Raw genomic sequence first — 15,907 nt, 5'->3', positions numbered from 1 at the left:
ACTCACTATCTCGTAAAGTTACGTATAATTTGCCAGGAATCTTCTCAAAGTAAAGTAAATGTTGAGGAATGTGAGGAGCATAAAAACAAATAAACCGCACCAGATATATCCTGGAAGATGTTTTTCTAAAAATATTTTAGGAATATCCTCAGAAAGACAATATAAAAATTACGGGTTAGTATTTGCTGGCATTTCGCTTACTATATCGGCTAAGAGATTGAATATTTCACCAAATAAGTGTTCGCAGAATGGCGCAATAAATGGCATTAACAGCGAAATAAGCAGTATGCCAATCGTCAGAGTCAGCGGAAAACCAATCACAAAGACTGACAACTGGGGTGCCATACGATTGAGTAGACCCAGCGCCAGGTTAAGCGTGAGTAGCAGCGTAATGATGGGCAGCGCCAGCATCAGACCGTTAAGGAAGATCATCCCGGCGGCGCGGGTAAGCGCCATAAAGGCGTTGCTGTTAACGGGGTTGCCGCCAATTGGCAGCGTATGGAAGGTATCTACCAGCATTGAGATGAGCCACAGATGCCCGTCAAAGGTGAGGAACAACAGCATCGCCAGCATATCGATAATGCGGGCCAGTACCGGCATATTCAGATGGCTGCCGGGATCGAAGAAGGTGGCGAAGGAGAGCCCCATCTGCAGCCCGATGACTTCCCCTGCGGTACGTACCGCGGCGAAGGCAAACTGCATCGTAAAGCCGATGGCCACGCCAATCAGAATTTGCTGTAACGCCAGCCAGAGCGCCCCGGCAGAAAAAATGGGCACCTCAACGGGGGGCAACGACGGGGCGATGATAAGCGTAATCATAAACCCGAGGCCAATCTTCACCCGCTTTGGAATATAGCGTTCACTGAGAATAGGCGCCGTTGAGATCAGCGCCAGCACCCGCAGCAGCGGCCAGAAGTAGAGACTAAGCCAGTGGATCCACTGGTCGCTGGTGAAGTGCAGCATCGCCTGTGCTAGCCGATGATGTACGGAATGTTGCTGAAGAGATTACGCATGTAATCGAGCAGCAGGTTTAGCATCCACGGACCCGCGATAATCATCGCCACGAAGACAGCGATAATTTTCGGGATGAAGGAGAGGGTCATTTCGTTAATCTGGGTGGCGGCCTGCAGGATACTGATTATCAGACCTGTTACCAGCGCCACCAGCAGCAGCGGGGCGGCAACGGCAAGCGCAATCTTCATCGCCTCCGTGCCCATCATCATTACCGATTCGGGTGTCATGGCCGCCCCTTAACTGTAGAAACTCTGTGCCAGCGAGCCCACCAGCAGCTGCCAGCCGTCCACCAGGACGAACAGCATCAGCTTGAAGGGCAGGGCAATGGTCGCCGGAGGCACCATCATCATACCCAGAGCCATCAGTACGCTGGCGATCACCAGGTCGATAATCAGGAACGGAATAAAAATGGTAAAGCCAATCTGGAAAGCCGTTTTCAGCTCACTGGTCACGTAGGCTGGCAACAGGATGCGCATAGGGACGGCTTCTGGTCCCTGTATTGGGCCGGCGTTAGCCAGACGCGCAAAGAGAGCCAGATCCGCTTCACGGGTCTGACGCAGCATAAACTCACGCAGTGGCTGGGCGCCTTTATCCAGCGCTTCCTGCATGGAGATTTTCTCTTCGCTGAAGGGCTGATACGCGTCGGTATAAATCTTGTCGATGACCGGCGACATAATGAAAAAGGTCAGGAAAAGCGCCAGCCCCAGCAGCACCTGGTTGGGTGGTGCCGACGGGGTGCCGAGGGCGTTACGCAGTAAACCAAAAACGATGATGATGCGAGTGAAGCTGGTCATCATCAGCAAAATAGCCGGAATAAAGGTCAGCGAGGTGATGAAAACCAGCGTCTGTACCGGTAGCGACCAGCTCTGGCCGCCGCCTGCCATCGGGGTGGAGATCAGACCGGGCAACTGGGCATATACGGAAGGAGCAAACAGCGCAAGGCCTGCAAGCGTAAGGGATAACAAACGGTGCATCAGGATCTCCCGGAACGCTTAAGCAAACTCTTCATAACGGACTGGAAATCCGCCGGAACTTCTGCGGCTGCGTCGGTGGAAACGGGCGCAGGCGGCAATTTGTGCAGAACCTGGATGTTTGACGCCGTAACGCCCAGCACCAGCCGGGCATCTTCAACCTCAACAATCACCACGCGTTCGCGCGGACCCAGCGAGGTACTGGCGCTGAGCTTCAGGCCACGTGCGCCGGCGTTTTTACCGGCCAGACCCACGCGTTTTGCCAGCCAGGCCACCACGAGGATAAACGCGATAATCCCCAGCAGCGCACCGCTCACCTGCAACAGCGGCGAGCCTGGAACTGCAGAGGGCTGTGATACGGTGGCCTGTGTCGTCATCTTAACGGCTCAAACGACGCATACGTTCAGACGGGGTAATGATGTCGGTGATACGCACGCCATATTTATCGGCAACCACCACCACTTCACCCTGGGCTATCAGGTAACCGTTGATCAGAATATCCAGCGGCTCACCGGCAAGGCCTTCCAGCGCCACGACGGAACCCTGCGTCAGACGCAGAAGCTCTTTGATGGTCATGCGGGTACGACCCAGCTCAACGGTCAGCTTGACCGGGATATCCATAATCAGATCGATATCCTGCAGGGTGCCGCTAACATCGCCGCCACCCAGCTGCTGGAATACCGCATCCGCCGCGCTTTTGCTGGCCGGTGCTTTTTGTTCGCTTAACGCCTCAGCCCACAGATCGTCCATATCTCCGCTGTTTTCATCGGACGGATTGTTCATATCACTCATTTGGGCTGTTCCTCATTCAGCGAATTCAAAATCGGGTTGATCAAGTGCTCTACTCGTAACGCGTATTGACCGTTGATTGTGCCGTACTGGCTGGTCAGGACGGGTACGCCATCCACATGGGCAATGATGCGATCGGGCTTTTCTATCGGCAGAACATCGCCGGGTTGTAATTTCAGAATCTGGGATAACCGCATTGAGATATCAGCAAAATTCGCCACCAGCTCCAGCTGTGAGTGCTGCACCTGACGCACCAGGTTCTCACGCCAGTTCTGGTCTTCATGACGAGAGTTTTCCAGCGGCGGGTTGACCAGCACTTCGCGCAACGGCTCAATCATGCTAAACGGCAGACAGATATTGAACTCGCCGGTCAGGTTGCCGATCTCCACATGGAACGGGGTATTCACGACGATATCGTTAGGCGAGGTGGTGATGTTGGTGAATTTCACCTGCATCTCCGAACGCACATACTCCACTTCCAGCGGGTGAATCGCCTTCCAGGCATCGCTGTAGCCTTCAAGCGCCAGCTTCAGCATGCGGTTAATGACTCGCTGCTCCGTATGGGTGAACTCACGGCCTTCGACCTTCGTCGGGAAACGCCCATCACCGCCGAAGAGGTTATCGACCGCGATAAACACCAGGCTCGGCGAGAAGACCACCAGACCTGTACCGCGCAGCGGTTTCAGATGAATCAGGTTGAGGTTGGTCGGCACCGGCAGGTTACGGGCAAACTCGTGATACGGCTGAATGCGGATCGCGCCAACGGTGATATCCGGGCTACGACGCAGCAGGTTAAACAGCCCCATACGGAACTGACGTGCAAAACGTTCGTTAATAATCTCCAGCGCCTGCAGACGTTCACGTACTACGCGACGCTGAGTATTCGGGTCATAGGGGCGAATATCGCTCTCACCCGCTATCCCTGGCGTTGGATCATCGCTCTTATCGCTGTCGCCATTGAGCAGCGCATCGATTTCAGCCTGAGAAAGAATACTATCGCCCATGTCTTTACCGCAGAATGAAGGCTGTATACAGAACGTCAGTGACTTCCTGCTTAGGTTGGCCAGATACCAGCGGTACGGCCAGCGTTTGCTTAATAGCGTCTACCAGTTTTTGCTTACCTTCATCGGTCGCGAGCTGTGATGCGTCCTGACGGGAGAACAGCAACAGCAGACGGCTACGCACTTCTGGCAAATATTCGCTCAGACGTGTGCGGGTCGCTTCGTCTTTCAGACGCAGCGTGATACCGACATAGAGGACGCGATCTGCGTCTCCCAGATTGACGGTAAAGGTATCCAGCGCAAAGAAGACCGGCGCAGGTGGCGGCGGAATCTCTTCTTTTACTTTTTCTGTCGGTGCCTTGTTCATGCGCCAGTAGCTATAACCGGCGGTCGCGCAGGCGGCGAGGGTAATCAACACCAGCAGCGGGATCCAGATGGAACGCTTACTTTTTTTGCTGATAGCGGAGTCAGTCATCTGATACGAGCTTCCTGTTTCGGGTACTGCTAATAAAGTGATTATCCCGTGTCCTTACCGCGTCAAAGCGTGGAAAAGACGAGGATAATCACGCTACCTCTGGCGTTTAGGCGAAGATGTCTACCGCACCATTACCGCGGGCGGCAGACTGCAAGGTGGCCGGGGTTGGCAGAATCTCATCGCTCTCTTCATTAAAACCACCCTGATGACCAGAGCGGGAAGCCTGTCCCTGCTGCTGCGACGAGGCATTTTGCTGTCCGGCAAAGCTCTCGCTGCTCACGCTGCTTTGGGTAAGCTGAATACCGCTTTCAGCCAGGTTGGTACGCAGAACTGGAATGGCGGCTTCCAGTGCGGCCCGCACGTGACTGTGCGCTGACACCATTTGCAACTGCGCCTGGTTATCATCCAGTTTAAGTGAAATCTGCACCTGACCCAGATTTTCGGGGTGCAGACGCAGCTCGGCGCTCTGCAGCCCCTCTTTGGTAAACAGGGTGATGTGCTGACTGACGCTCTGGCGCCAGTCATGGCTGCCCAGCGGCGCACTGACCACCGGCGCGGCAACCAGGGTTGGCTGCGCGGCGTTGGCGGTATTCAGTACGGGGGCGATGCTGGCTGCTGGCGTGCCAGATACCGTCGGAGAAGGGGTGCTATCCACCTCGTGCTTCGTAGCGACCGCCGCTACGGTTGGGGAGAGCTGATTATTGCCCGGGAGCGCTACGGTCGGATCCTGAGCAACCTGTTTACCGGTGCGCTGGGCGTCGGTCTCCAGCGCAGGTTGACGTCCGGCGCTCGCTCCTGTCAGCGGAACCTGAACAGCAATGGCGTCGCTGCTCACCGCTTTCGGCGCGGCGATGGTGCTGGCCTGCTGCTGATGCGGCAGCATCGCCATCAGGGCGCTCAGGCCCGCCAGCTCTTCATCGCTCAGCTCGCTTTTGCTATCGGCCTCTTTAACCGCCTGCGTCAGCGTCTTCAGCACGTCGGTTTTAGCCGCTGGCATTAAGCCAGAGACCAGCCCCTGCAGCGTGCCCTGTTGGACGCTATCGTCAGTGAATTTACTCTCTTTACTTGCCAGCAGATCGCTCAGGGCGCTGGCATCCAGGCTTTCGTCGCCTTTTAACAGCGCTGCTTTCGACAGTTTGTCGCCTGCCGCCTGCAGATCGCTAAGCGTCAGCGGCGTCTCTTTGCCCTGCGCTTTCGCATCGGTTAATGCACCCGCCAGCAGAGCAAGAAAATCTTGCCCGCCGTCGGCGGCTTTACCGCCCAGCGCACCGCCGGTAAGGTCGGTATCGCTTGAGAGCAGTTGTTGCAGTGTGATCATTCAGGTTTCCTCATTGAAGCGCGCTGGGCAAACTCATCCATTTTTTTCTGATCAAGGCGGTTTTCGGCCAGAGTCGCGGCGGCCACTTGTCTCTCCTGCAGGGTTTGCCAGGCTTGTAACCGCTGTTTTTTCTCTCGCCAGAAATTGAGCGCCGTATCGACTTTCTGGTTCCACTGGTCAAGCTGCTGGCGATGCTGATCGATCGCCTTTTCCAGCGTCTGGATAAACTGCTGATAGTTGATCCACCGCTGGCTGCCGATGCCCTGTGTCATATCGTTGTTGAGGTTGGAGCGATACTCATGCTGATAGTCGATCAACATTTTTAGCTGCTCCTCAGCCTGCTGATAGCCGCGACGCATAGCGCCGAGTTGTTGTGCGGCGTTATCAACTTCTTTTTCGGCCAGATCTTTCAGCGTCGTTAATGCGCTATTTTGTGCCATGACCTTCGCCCTCTACCTCTGTTACACCTGCGGGAAAATATGCTCCAGAGCCTGAATCGAATCTTCCCAGTCAGCTTTTTCAAAAATACCTTGTTGCAGATAGGCCTCCAGCTGTGGCCAGAGCGCAATCGCTTTGTCGAGCATCGGGTCGCTGCCTTTGGCATAGGCCCCGACGCTGACCAGATCGCGGTTACGCTGGAAGCTGGAGAGCAACTGTTTGAAGTTACGCACGCGGGCGTAATGCTTCTCGCTAATCAGCGCGGTCATCGCACGGCTGATTGACGCTTCGATATCAATGGCCGGATAGTGACCCGCCTCGGCCAGGCGGCGCGACAACACGATGTGCCCATCAAGGATGGCGCGCGCGGAGTCGGCAATAGGGTCCTGCTGGTCATCACCCTCGGTCAGGACCGTATAAAACGCGGTGATGGAGCCCCCACCGGTGATGCCGTTACCGGCACGCTCTACCAGCGCCGGGAGTTTGGCAAACACCGACGGCGGATAGCCTTTAGTGGCCGGCGGCTCGCCAATCGCCAGGGCGATTTCACGTTGCGCCATGGCGTAGCGGGTGAGGGAGTCCATGATCAGCAGTACGTGCTGACCGCGGTCACGAAAATCTTCGGCGATACGGGTGGCATAGGCGGCACCCTGCATGCGTAGCAGGGGAGACACATCGGCCGGGGCGGCAATCACCACCGAGCGGGCGCGCCCCTCTGCACCGAGAATGTTCTCGATGAAATCTTTGACTTCGCGGCCACGCTCGCCGATTAACCCCACCACGATCACATCGGCCTGGGTGTAGCGGGCCATCATGCCCAGCAGCACCGATTTACCGACACCCGAGCCCGCAAAGAGCCCCATACGTTGACCACGGCCGACGGTCAGCAAGGCGTTGATTGGACGCACGCCGGTGTCCAGCACATGCTCGATCGCCGTACGTTGTAATGGGTTGAAGGGGGCGGTGATCAGGGCCCCGGTTTCGGTGGTATCTGGAGCAGGCAGGCCGTCGAGCGGTTTACCTGCGCCATCCAGTACGCGACCGAGCAGCGCCGGCCCGAGCGGCAGCTGTTTGCCACTTTGCAGACCGTCACCGGTTAAACTTTTGGCGTAAACGCGGGCGCCGGGGAGAACGCCTTCGACTTCTTCCAGCGGCATCAGGAATAGCCGCTGGCCGTTAAAACCGACCACTTCGCTTTCAACTTCGCGGATATCGGCACCGTCCTGACGTTCAATAATACAGGTGGCGCCCAGCGGCAATTGCAGGCCGGTCGCTTCCAGCACCAGGCCGGTAGCGCGGGTCAGACGACCGTAACGACGAACCGAAGGCAGCTGCGCCATTTTCGTTTCGAAATTATCCAGCGTGGTGAGCCAGCGAGTGAGGCGCGCGGTCATCAGACGACTCCCGGCGCTGCCAGACGGCACAGCTCCTGCCAGCGGGTAGCGACGCTGGCATCAAGATCGCCTTCATCCGCAGAGACTTTACAGCCCCCGTGATGCAGCGTCGGGTCGCCACGCAGACGCCAGCCGTGCAGGCTAAGCGTGGCACCCAGCATCTCTTCCACTCGCTGCAGATCGTCCGGATGGACGCGCAGCTGCGGCTTACCGCTAAACAGCGGCTCCTGCTGGAGCAGACCCTGAATCTGTTTTATCAACGACGAGTTGTCTACCGGCGGCGTGTGGCCGATAACCTGACGCGCGGCTTCCAGCGCCATCTGCATCAGGCGTGAGGCAATGACGCTGTCCAGCGCATCCAGCGTATGCTGGAATTCGCTCACCAGCTGCTGCATACGGGCGTGAAGAGGCGCTTGCTGTTGACGCGCCTGCGCCAGACCCTGCTCCAGCCCCTGAGCCAGACCCTCCTGGTAACCCTTGTCGTGCCCTTGCTGGCGGCCTTCGTTCATGCCCGCGGTATAACCCTGCTCGTGGGCCTGCATCTGGATCTGCGCTAACTGCTGCGCCTTAAGCTCTTCTTCGCTAAGCTCGGGCACGTCGGTCTCTTCGCCGTCGGGCGTCTCTGTCGCCGTTACGGCAGGCACAAACTCCGCGAGGGGAGGGGCGAGGTCATCCGGTGTCCAGACCTTCCACGGCAGTTCGTTAGACATAGGTATCCTCGCCGCTGCCAATTACCATCTCGCCGGTTTCGGCCAGACGACGAACAATAAGCAGGATTGCTTTCTGCTCGTTCTCCACCTGAGACAGACGTACCGGACCACGGTTGGCCAGATCGTCGCGCAGGATATCGGCTGCACGCTGGGACATATTGCGCAGGAATTTCTCGCGCAGCGGCTGTTCGGCCCCTTTGAGGGCGATAAGCAGCGATTCGGAGTCCACTTCCTGCAGCAGGCGCTGAATACTGCGATCGTCCACTTCGACCAGGTTTTCGAACAGGAACATCTCGTCGATAATTTTTTGTGCCAGCTCGCCATCGAACTCGCGCACCGCCGAAATAACGGCCTCTTCCTGCTGCGTTTTCATCAGGTTGATAATTTCGGCTGCGGTTCTCACGCCGCCCATTTTGCTGCGCTTGAGGTTCTGGCCGTCGAGCAGGCCGTTCAACACTTCGGTCAGCTCTGCCAGTGCGGCAGGCTGCACGCCGCCGAAGGTGGCGATACGCAGCATGACATCGTGACGCAGACGTTCGTCGAACAGCGCCAGGATATCTGCCGCCTGGCCACGCTTGAGGTGAACCAGGATGGTGGCGATGATCTGCGGATGCTCGTCGCGAATAAGGTCGGCGGCGCTCTGCGGCTCCATAAAGTTAAGCGTTTCGATACCGCTGGCGGTGTCGCGGGTTTCGAGAATGTCTTCCAGCAGGCTGGCGGCACGCTCTTCGCCGAGTGCCTTGACCAGCACTGAACGCAAGTATTCGTTGGCATTGACGTTCAACGCTGCAAACTGTTCTGCTTCCTGCTCAAACTCGGCCAGCACGTCGGTCAGCTGTTTGTTCGAGATCTGGCGTACATTCGCCATCGCTGAACTGAGGATCTGAACTTCGCGCTGGGAGAGGTGTTTAAACACCTCTGCCGCACGATCCTCGCCGATGGTCATCAGCAGGATGACACTTTTATCCGTTCCGGAAATGTTACTCATGTTCTTCGTTACTCATCCACTGGCGAATGACCAGCGCCACGACGCGCGGATCGTTGTCTGACATTTCGCGAATACGCTGGCTCATGACCTCGGCGCTCAGGCGCTGATTAGCACGACGCTGCTGTTGCTGCTCGTCTTTGCTGAGGCGGACTTCCACCGCTTCTTCGGTCTCTTCACGCTGCGTGAGCATCTCTTGCTGTGCCTTGATAACCTCTGCACGGCGATTGAGCTGTGGGCGAATGGCTTTACGCCACAGCAGCCACGCGACAAGCAGAACCAGCAGCCAGCGACCGGCAGACATCAGCTGATCAATAAACGTCTGCTGTTGCCAGAACGGCAGTTCACCGCCTGTTTCGTCCGTTGCGCTGAACGGCGAGTTGACCACGTTGAGCGTGTCGCCACGTTTCTCGGAGTAGCCCATCGCTTCGCGGGTCAGATTTTCAATCTGTTTCATCTGCTCTGCGGTGAGCGGCAGGGGTTTGCCATCTGGCAGGGTTTTGTAGTTCACCACCACGGCAACGGAGAGACGCTCGATGTCGCCCACGTTCTGTTTGGTGTGGCGAATCGTACGGTCAACTTCGTAGTTGGTGGTTTCATTACGGCTGCTGTTGCGTGGGCCGGAATTCGCCGCCGTTGACGTCGTCTGTTGCTGATTATTCTGCTGACCCTGCTGGTTCTGAGCCGGCGTAGTGATCGGTGCAGTGTTGGCCGGTGCAGGCTGGTTAGAGAGCGCACCCGGCACGCCGCCCGCATTCGGGCCGCCAATCTGCTCACTCTCGTTAACCTGACGTGAACGCATTACCGCCTGCGATGCTTCACCGTTCGGACGATACTGCTCTTCAGTCTGCTCTTTATTAGCAAAGTCGATCTGCGCGGTGACCTGTGCGTGGACATTGCTGTTACCGACAATAGGACCGAGGATAGATTCGATGCGGCGCTGAACGCGGCTTTCAACATCATTGGCGTATTTCAGCTGGGCATCATTCAAATCGCGACCGCTGGTATTGGACTGAGTCAGCAGGTGCCCGCTCTGGTCTACCAGGGTCACGTTGCCCGGCGGTAAACCGGCGACAGCGCTGGAAACCAGGTGCACAACCGCGTTGATCTGGCCTTCATCCAGCGCACGGCCAGGCTCCAGGTTTACGGTAACGGAGGCAGAAGGGGCTTTTTGCTCGCGGACAAACAGCGATGGCTTCGGCATGGCCAGGTGAACGCGGGCGCTTTTCAGCGGCCCCAGGGTTTCGATGGTGCGGGCCAGTTCACCTTCCAGCGCACGCTGGTAGTTGACCTGCTCGCTGAACTGACTGATGCCAAACTTTTCCTGATCCAGTAACTCAAAGCCCACGGCGCCGCCTTTCGGCAGACCTTGCTGGGCCAGACGCAGGCGCAATTCATGAACTTTGTCTGCCGGAACTTCCAGCGCACCGCCATTATCAGCGAAGCGGTAAGGGATGTTCATTTGGGTCAACTGGGTGACGATGGCACCGCCATCCTGATCGGAGAGGTTGCTATAAAGGGTGCGATAGTCAGGGGCTTTGGCCCACAGGACCATGGCGACAATGATAGCAATAGCAGCAGCACCGGCGACAATCAGCGGTACTTTTGGGTTCGCGCGCAGGCGACTCATCCACTCGAGAGGTTTAGTTTGAGGTGCTGTTGTTGCTGTTGCACTCATAGCGCACCTCGTGACTCTTCGTGGATTACATTATTCGTGTAGAGAAACAAAACAGACTCCCGGGTCGGCAAACACGACAAAAATTCCATATTTGATGGCTGTGTCATTATTTGATGATTCGGGATTTTCTATGCGTCAAATAACCTGGTTTTTTCGCGCTATTTAGCGCCTTTATCTTATTGACAGGCTGGTACTCTTGAGCGCGTAAAAATCCATCCAGGGGAGAATCATGGCAATTCAGGGTATTGAGGGCGTTATCAGCCAGTTGCAGGCAACGGCAATGACGGCCCGTAATCAGAACGTGGCGGATGTGCAGCCAACCGTGAGCTTTGCCGGTCAGCTGCATGCCGCGCTGGACCGCATTAGCGAAACCCAGTCTGCCGCCCGCACCCAGGCAGAGAAGTTCACCCTGGGAGAGCCAGGCGTAGCATTGAATGACGTGATGACCGACATGCAGAAAGCCTCTGTGTCGATGCAGATGGGTATTCAGGTCCGTAATAAACTGATGCAGGCCTATCAGGACGTCATGTCCATGCAGGTTTAGGTTTTATCAGGCTGGCGGCCTCATCGCTTTAATGCCACAATATTTTTTTCTTCTCATGTGAGAAAGATGATGAAAAAAATAGCAATTATTGGTGCGCTGCTGGCCTTAAGCGGATGTGTGCAGGTTGATAACTATCAGGATGTGGTTAAACATCCGGTTCCGGCCAGTCTGGCGGGCTACTGGCAGACGAAAGGGCCACAGAGCAAACTGGTCAGCCCGGAGGCCATCGCTTCCCTGGTGGTGACTCCGCAGGGCGATACGCTGGATTGTCGCCAGTGGCAACGGGTGATTGCGGTACCGGGTAAAGTCATGCTGCGTTCAGATGATTTTTACAACGTGACCAGCAAGCTCGATATCTATTCTCTCGAACGCGATGGCAGCCTGCTTGAGTACGATGGGATGACGCTGGAACGCGTGACCCGGCCTACCGTAGAGTGTGCTGACGCGCTGGAGAAAGCGCCGCTCGCCAGCCAACTGCCATAAAACCGCGCCGGGTAGGGCACAAGCACTACCCGGTCTCGTTACTACAGCACCTCTTCTAACACCCACACGCTGACGCTGCCTCCATGGCAGGTGAAGACCCCGGTGCCGCTTTCATCGGTAATGACGGTCTCGTCGCGGTTACCGAGAAAATCCTTCCACTGTTTGTTGCCATAATTTTCGCCGAGGGTGATTGTTTTCTCTCCCTCATCGCCATTGGACAGTACCACTACGCAGCCGGGATCTTCTTCCGTGCCGCTGCGGCTAAAGGCGATACAGTTAGGATGATCGAACCAGAGGGTCTGGATCCCATGTGCATAGCGCTGACGGGCGAGAATGAGTTTATCCAGATGTTCAATGACCGGCATATCAACATGGTAGGTTTCGCCATCCCCGCCGGTATCGTCGTAACTGGCACCATAGAGATCCGGATAAAAGACGCTGGGGACGCCATTTTCCCGCAGCAGGATTAGGGCATACGCCAGAGGTTTAAACCAGGCTTCCACCGGGGCTTCCAGCGCCTGCAGCGGTTGGGTATCGTGGTTAGCCACCAGCGTGACCGCGTGGAAGGGATCGGCTTCCACCAGCGTGCCGGTAAAGATCTGACTCATGTCGTAATCCCGTCCCTGAAGCGACGCTTCGTGGAATTTCATATGCAGCGGGGCATCGAACAGCATGGTCTTACCTTCAACCTGATCGATATATTGCTGCAGTTTATCTACCTCGTGAGACCAGTACTCCGCCACGATGAACAGCGGCTTTGGCGCCACTTCCTGAACGTGCTCAATCCATTCTTTATAAAACCACGCCGGAATGTGTTTCACCGCGTCGAGCCGGAAGCCGTCGCAGCCGGTCTGCTCCATGACCCAGCGCGCCCAGTATTTGATCTCCTCCGTCACGGCGCGGTTACGATAATCGATGTTTTCACCCATCAAATAGTCGAAGTTGCCCATTTCATCGTCAACCTGGTCGTTCCACCCTTCGCCGGTATAGTCGTTAACGATTTTGAAGATGCCGTCTTCACTCGGATTTTCGATATGGTCCACGCCGCTGAAGCATTTGTAATCCCAGATAAAACGCGAGTACTGCCCGGCGCGGGCGGGGAAGGTATAACGGGTCCAGGCTTCGCAGGTAATAATCTCATCGTCGATCTGGGTACGATCCTGCTCATTCACTCGCTGCACGCGGACCGGTTCTTTCTCGTCGGCACCCATTTTGTGGTTCACCACAACATCAAGCAGAACGGCAATCTCGTTGCGTTTCAGCGCATCGATGGCGGCGAGGAGTTGGGCTTTATCACCGTATTTGGTCGCGACCGAGCCTTTCTGGTCAAACTCACCGAGATCGAACAGGTCGTAGGTGTCATAGCCTACGGAATAGCCGCCAGAGGCGCCTTTACAGGCCGGAGGCAGCCAGACCATATTGATGCCGATGTCATTGAGACCGTCAGCACGTTCGGCTACTTCAGACCAGAGTTTTCCGCCGTCGGGGTAATACCAGTGAAAGAGTTGTAACAGGGTGGGGTTTTTCATCATCCGTGCTCCAGAAGCCGTTAGGCAGACCTCTGGAGTATGGATGAAGAAATCATAATTGGGTGTCGCGGGTCAGGCTTTCTGGATAAAGAATATTGCCAGAGAGTTTGCCATAAGCGGTGGAAATAGATTGTTGCTTGCCCGTTTGAACGATAAGGTTACGCAATTCATCCATCCGGGTTTTTAACATCTCTTTTAATTTTTGCTCGTTTTCCAGAATCTTTTTCAGAAGAAAACGCGCCTGCTCGACCTGAGCGGGGGGGCATGACGTGATGGGGTTACGCGAGATGCTTTCCACCAGTTGAACGTAATGCATTTCCTGCTCGATTAACTCATCCCACTTACCAACATGGGCGAGATTCAGCATAGCAATACTCTGGGCATGCAGGGCATGCCAGTGACTTAGAGCGGCGCTGGGAGTATTCATCAAAATTATCCTGAAATGGAGGACGCATTGGGGCCGATTTGTTTCCACGCATCCGCAATGTTGTTTAGTAACCCCTCAACTTCAACAATTGCCTCTACGTCGTTATGCAGGTTCGCCAGTAACAATCGACGAACCATATATTCGTATAAAGAGGAGAGATTGTCGGACAACTCGCCTCCGGCCTCCATATTCAGGCCTGCCTTTAACCCGTTATCGATGATGTTGATGGCTTTGGAAAGGGCTTCCCCTTTCTCCGGCATCTGGCCAGCCTCGAGGAACAGGCGGGCCCGAACCAGGGCGCTGTGCGCCCCATCGAACAACATGACGATCAACTGGTGTGGGCTGGCATTCATTACTGCGCTTTCCACTCCTATCTTCTGATAGGACTGAACACCAGAGGTGTTATACATATTCTCTCCTAAACATTACGACGATGAGCTTGAGAACTGTTGGGTCAGGTAGTTGGTGGTATTGGTCATTTTGGTCATCAATACATCGAGTGAGGTAAACTGCGCTTTATATCGCGCCATGGTCGCTTCAATCGAGGCTTCCATCGCATCGTAACGCTCACTCAGGCTTTTCAGCGTTTTATTGATGCCATCTTTTGCGTTCTGAATCACACCGGCTTTACCGGCGCTTGTGCTCAGCATGGAGTCAAGTGTGCTGCTCATTTTGGTTGCCAGACCGGTGGTTTTACCGTCGCCAATAAAGTACTGCTGTACGGCGTCCGGATTATCCGCCAGCGCTTTTTTCAGCTTATCCGCATCGATTTTCAGGTTACCCATAGTCCCATCGCTACCTTTCTGCGGGTCCTGAGTAATACCCAGCTGCGCCATAATCTGCACGGAGCCGGTCTGCACATCCGTTAACAGACCACGTAATTGTGATTGAATACCGCGGACGTTACCGTCGCCAACAAGAGCGCCGTTACTATTAGACTGATCTTCACCTTTATCCACAGCCACATACTTGGTGACGCTGTTGATAGTGGATTGCAGCGAGTTGTAGGCGGTTACCCAATCGGTAATAGCTTTCTGATTCCCATCGGTTGCGCGGGTAATATCCAGCGTCTCGTCTGCTTTACTCTCGGCTTTAATCGTAAAGGTCACGCCCGGCAGCGCATCAGAAATGGTATTGCTCTGACGCTCGATAGTGATGTCGTTCACCACCAGGATGGCATTTTGCGCTTTTGTCTGGACGGTCAGCGCACCGGTTCCGGCCGCGGAGTTATAACCAATCGCTTCCTGTAAGGTATCGTCGCCGGTGACCTTAATGGTCATCTGGCCTTCAGTACCCGTAGCTTTCGACGTCAACATCAGGCGGTAGTCACCGTCTTTCGCTTTGACGACGCTGGCGGAAACGTTGCCGTTGGCTTTGTTGATCGCGCTGGCGATACCACTCAGCGTGGTGTCCGTGTCAGACAGTTCCACTTCCAGCGGCTTTTGTGTGCCCGGCTGGGTGATTGTAATGGTGCGTGTAGCTCCTGTTGATTCACCCAGCAGCTCAGTGTTGCTGCCGATTGAACCGCTGGTCAGCACCTGCGCTTTCGCCATCTGATTGACGTTGACCGTGAACGAGCCCGTAGAGGCTTCTGTCGAGGTAGTCGCCGTAAACGCGGTGTTCGTGCTGCTGACGGAGGTTGAGTTCCAGGTCGCAGCTTTTGCCAGCGCAGCGGTCGCAGTTTGCAGGCTGGTCATGGCACTCTGCAGTTTCCCATAAGCGCTCAATTGGGCGTTATAGGTATTTTGTTGGGTTGTAATCGTGGTCAGTTTGGTTTTTTCTGCTGTTTCTAACTGATCGTACAAATCCCCGAGTCCTGCAAAACCTACCCCGAGGTTAGTGATAGTAGCCATGCCTGTTTTCCTTAAAAGACGGTATGTAGTTCAGGACTCTTTATCGGCTTATAGAGGCAAAAGTTTACGGCTCAGGTAAAAAAATAATCCGTGGAATAGCAATAAGCGGAGTGGGCTAATAAGTGGATTGACCAATGGCGTACCTATAAAGGCCTTGAAAAGGCATGGGTACTAAGATGAAAACAAGAGACGCTATCCACTCAGTGTTTGCGTTAAAAAATCGACACTTAAAAATAATAGTGTAAATAATTCCTTTAAAATCATTCGGATGAATTTTTTTTAAAATTGATTCTAAAGT

Annotated in this window: 19 protein-coding genes; 2 read left to right on the top strand and 17 right to left on the bottom strand. The window is 55.3% G+C overall.

Annotation, left to right across the window (positions count from 1 at the left end; translation table 11 throughout):
- Positions 1–168 precede the first annotated feature (168 nt).
- The 13 genes from fliR to fliF form a co-directional block, all read right to left on the bottom strand.
- Positions 169–963: a flagellar biosynthetic protein FliR gene (gene fliR, locus WFN75_RS09610; RefSeq protein ID WP_040074961.1), complete on the bottom strand. Its 795-nt coding sequence runs from the start codon at positions 961–963 to the stop codon at positions 169–171.
- Between the two features lie 8 nt (positions 964–971).
- Positions 972–1,241: a flagellar biosynthesis protein FliQ gene (gene fliQ / locus WFN75_RS09605; RefSeq protein WP_040074962.1), complete on the bottom strand. Its 270-nt coding sequence runs from the start codon at positions 1,239–1,241 to the stop codon at positions 972–974.
- Between the two features lie 9 nt (positions 1,242–1,250).
- Positions 1,251–1,988, bottom strand: coding sequence for a flagellar type III secretion system pore protein FliP (gene fliP, locus WFN75_RS09600; protein WP_336996073.1), 738 nt, complete (start codon positions 1,986–1,988; stop codon positions 1,251–1,253).
- Positions 1,988–2,362 carry a flagellar biosynthetic protein FliO gene (gene fliO / locus WFN75_RS09595; protein ID WP_040074964.1) on the bottom strand — a complete coding sequence of 125 codons (375 nt, stop codon included), beginning with the start codon at positions 2,360–2,362 and terminating at the stop codon, positions 1,988–1,990. The genes fliP and fliO overlap by 1 nt, the downstream gene beginning before the upstream one ends.
- Before the next feature lies 1 nt (position 2,363).
- A complete protein-coding gene (gene fliN, locus WFN75_RS09590; RefSeq protein ID WP_040074965.1) occupies positions 2,364–2,777 on the bottom strand; it encodes a flagellar motor switch protein FliN in 414 nt (137 codons plus the stop codon).
- Positions 2,774–3,778 (bottom strand): flagellar motor switch protein FliM, encoded by a 1,005-nt coding sequence (fliM, locus tag WFN75_RS09585; RefSeq protein ID WP_040074966.1) that lies wholly within the window; start codon positions 3,776–3,778, stop codon positions 2,774–2,776. Before fliM ends, fliN begins: the two co-directional genes overlap by 4 nt.
- A 4-nt stretch (positions 3,779–3,782) precedes the next feature.
- Positions 3,783–4,250 (bottom strand): flagellar basal body-associated protein FliL, encoded by a 468-nt coding sequence (gene fliL, locus WFN75_RS09580; protein ID WP_040074967.1) that lies wholly within the window; start codon positions 4,248–4,250, stop codon positions 3,783–3,785.
- Between the two features lie 106 nt (positions 4,251–4,356).
- The gene (fliK, locus tag WFN75_RS09575) at positions 4,357–5,568 is read right to left on the bottom strand and encodes a flagellar hook length control protein FliK (RefSeq protein ID WP_336996072.1); all 1,212 of its coding nucleotides are present in this window, start codon (positions 5,566–5,568) and stop codon (positions 4,357–4,359) included.
- Positions 5,565–6,008: a flagellar export protein FliJ gene (fliJ, locus tag WFN75_RS09570; protein ID WP_040074969.1), complete on the bottom strand. Its 444-nt coding sequence runs from the start codon at positions 6,006–6,008 to the stop codon at positions 5,565–5,567. Before fliJ ends, fliK begins: the two co-directional genes overlap by 4 nt.
- A gap of 21 nt (positions 6,009–6,029) precedes the next feature.
- Positions 6,030–7,400, bottom strand: a complete 1,371-nt coding sequence (gene fliI / locus WFN75_RS09565) for a flagellar protein export ATPase FliI (RefSeq protein ID WP_046884850.1) — start codon at positions 7,398–7,400, stop codon at positions 6,030–6,032.
- Positions 7,400–8,110, bottom strand: coding sequence for a flagellar assembly protein FliH (gene fliH, locus WFN75_RS09560; protein ID WP_046884851.1), 711 nt, complete (start codon positions 8,108–8,110; stop codon positions 7,400–7,402). The genes fliI and fliH overlap by 1 nt, the downstream gene beginning before the upstream one ends.
- Positions 8,103–9,098, bottom strand: a complete 996-nt coding sequence (gene fliG, locus WFN75_RS09555) for a flagellar motor switch protein FliG (RefSeq protein WP_286782550.1) — start codon at positions 9,096–9,098, stop codon at positions 8,103–8,105. The genes fliH and fliG overlap by 8 nt, the downstream gene beginning before the upstream one ends.
- The gene (gene fliF, locus WFN75_RS09550) at positions 9,091–10,773 is read right to left on the bottom strand and encodes a flagellar basal-body MS-ring/collar protein FliF (protein ID WP_046884852.1); all 1,683 of its coding nucleotides are present in this window, start codon (positions 10,771–10,773) and stop codon (positions 9,091–9,093) included. Before fliF ends, fliG begins: the two co-directional genes overlap by 8 nt.
- 226 nt (positions 10,774–10,999) lie before the next feature.
- Here fliF and fliE point away from each other — a divergent pair, with 226 nt between their 5' ends.
- Together fliE and yedD are read left to right on the top strand one after the other, a co-directional pair.
- Positions 11,000–11,317 (top strand): flagellar hook-basal body complex protein FliE, encoded by a 318-nt coding sequence (fliE, locus tag WFN75_RS09545; protein ID WP_336996248.1) that lies wholly within the window; start codon positions 11,000–11,002, stop codon positions 11,315–11,317.
- Positions 11,318–11,386: 69 nt separating this feature from the next.
- A complete protein-coding gene (gene yedD, locus WFN75_RS09540; protein ID WP_040078455.1) occupies positions 11,387–11,800 on the top strand; it encodes a lipoprotein YedD in 414 nt (137 codons plus the stop codon).
- Between the two features lie 41 nt (positions 11,801–11,841).
- On the opposite strand, the gene amyA is transcribed toward yedD, so the two are convergent.
- From amyA to fliD, 4 genes are read right to left on the bottom strand one after another with little or no spacing between them, the layout of a single operon-like run.
- Positions 11,842–13,329: an alpha-amylase gene (gene amyA, locus WFN75_RS09535; RefSeq protein ID WP_336996247.1), complete on the bottom strand. Its 1,488-nt coding sequence runs from the start codon at positions 13,327–13,329 to the stop codon at positions 11,842–11,844.
- 52 nt (positions 13,330–13,381) lie between these two features.
- On the bottom strand, positions 13,382–13,756 hold the full coding sequence (gene fliT / locus WFN75_RS09530) for a flagella biosynthesis regulatory protein FliT (protein WP_212475559.1): 375 nt from the start codon (positions 13,754–13,756) through the stop codon (positions 13,382–13,384).
- 5 nt (positions 13,757–13,761) lie between these two features.
- Positions 13,762–14,166: a flagellar export chaperone FliS gene (gene fliS / locus WFN75_RS09525; protein ID WP_286931847.1), complete on the bottom strand. Its 405-nt coding sequence runs from the start codon at positions 14,164–14,166 to the stop codon at positions 13,762–13,764.
- Between the two features lie 15 nt (positions 14,167–14,181).
- Complete coding sequence (gene fliD / locus WFN75_RS09520; RefSeq protein ID WP_336996071.1) at positions 14,182–15,609, bottom strand: flagellar filament capping protein FliD; 1,428 nt, start codon at positions 15,607–15,609, stop codon at positions 14,182–14,184.
- Positions 15,610–15,907 lie beyond the last annotated feature (298 nt).

It is taken from the genome of Leclercia sp. UBA7405 (assembly GCF_037152215.1).
GTDB lineage: Bacteria > Pseudomonadota > Gammaproteobacteria > Enterobacterales > Enterobacteriaceae > Enterobacter > Enterobacter pneumoniae.
Note: the sequence above shows the minus strand (reverse complement) of the source record. Positions and strands in the feature narration are given on the sequence as shown.

Excerpts from the sequence above, each read along its gene's own strand:
- fliQ (WP_040074962.1), bottom strand. The coding sequence starts at position 1,241 with ATGACACCCGAATCGGTAATGATGATGGGCACGGAGGCGATGAAGATT.
- fliN (WP_040074965.1), bottom strand. The coding sequence starts at position 2,777 with ATGAGTGATATGAACAATCCGTCCGATGAAAACAGCGGAGATATGGAC.
- yedD (WP_040078455.1), top strand. The coding sequence starts at position 11,387 with ATGAAAAAAATAGCAATTATTGGTGCGCTGCTGGCCTTAAGCGGATGT.
- fliD (WP_336996071.1), bottom strand. The coding sequence starts at position 15,609 with ATGGCTACTATCACTAACCTCGGGGTAGGTTTTGCAGGACTCGGGGAT.
- fliT (WP_212475559.1), bottom strand. The coding sequence starts at position 13,756 with ATGAATACTCCCAGCGCCGCTCTAAGTCACTGGCATGCCCTGCATGCC.
- fliH (WP_046884851.1), bottom strand. The coding sequence starts at position 8,110 with ATGTCTAACGAACTGCCGTGGAAGGTCTGGACACCGGATGACCTCGCC.
- amyA (WP_336996247.1), bottom strand. The coding sequence starts at position 13,329 with ATGAAAAACCCCACCCTGTTACAACTCTTTCACTGGTATTACCCCGAC.
- fliG (WP_286782550.1), bottom strand. The coding sequence starts at position 9,098 with ATGAGTAACATTTCCGGAACGGATAAAAGTGTCATCCTGCTGATGACC.
- fliJ (WP_040074969.1), bottom strand. The coding sequence starts at position 6,008 with ATGGCACAAAATAGCGCATTAACGACGCTGAAAGATCTGGCCGAAAAA.
- fliF (WP_046884852.1), bottom strand. The coding sequence starts at position 10,773 with ATGAGTGCAACAGCAACAACAGCACCTCAAACTAAACCTCTCGAGTGG.
- fliR (WP_040074961.1), bottom strand. The coding sequence starts at position 963 with ATGCTGCACTTCACCAGCGACCAGTGGATCCACTGGCTTAGTCTCTAC.
- fliS (WP_286931847.1), bottom strand. The coding sequence starts at position 14,166 with ATGTATAACACCTCTGGTGTTCAGTCCTATCAGAAGATAGGAGTGGAA.
- fliL (WP_040074967.1), bottom strand. The coding sequence starts at position 4,250 with ATGACTGACTCCGCTATCAGCAAAAAAAGTAAGCGTTCCATCTGGATC.
- fliP (WP_336996073.1), bottom strand. The coding sequence starts at position 1,988 with ATGCACCGTTTGTTATCCCTTACGCTTGCAGGCCTTGCGCTGTTTGCT.
- fliO (WP_040074964.1), bottom strand. The coding sequence starts at position 2,362 with ATGACGACACAGGCCACCGTATCACAGCCCTCTGCAGTTCCAGGCTCG.
- fliI (WP_046884850.1), bottom strand. The coding sequence starts at position 7,400 with ATGACCGCGCGCCTCACTCGCTGGCTCACCACGCTGGATAATTTCGAA.
- fliK (WP_336996072.1), bottom strand. The coding sequence starts at position 5,568 with ATGATCACACTGCAACAACTGCTCTCAAGCGATACCGACCTTACCGGC.
- fliM (WP_040074966.1), bottom strand. The coding sequence starts at position 3,778 with ATGGGCGATAGTATTCTTTCTCAGGCTGAAATCGATGCGCTGCTCAAT.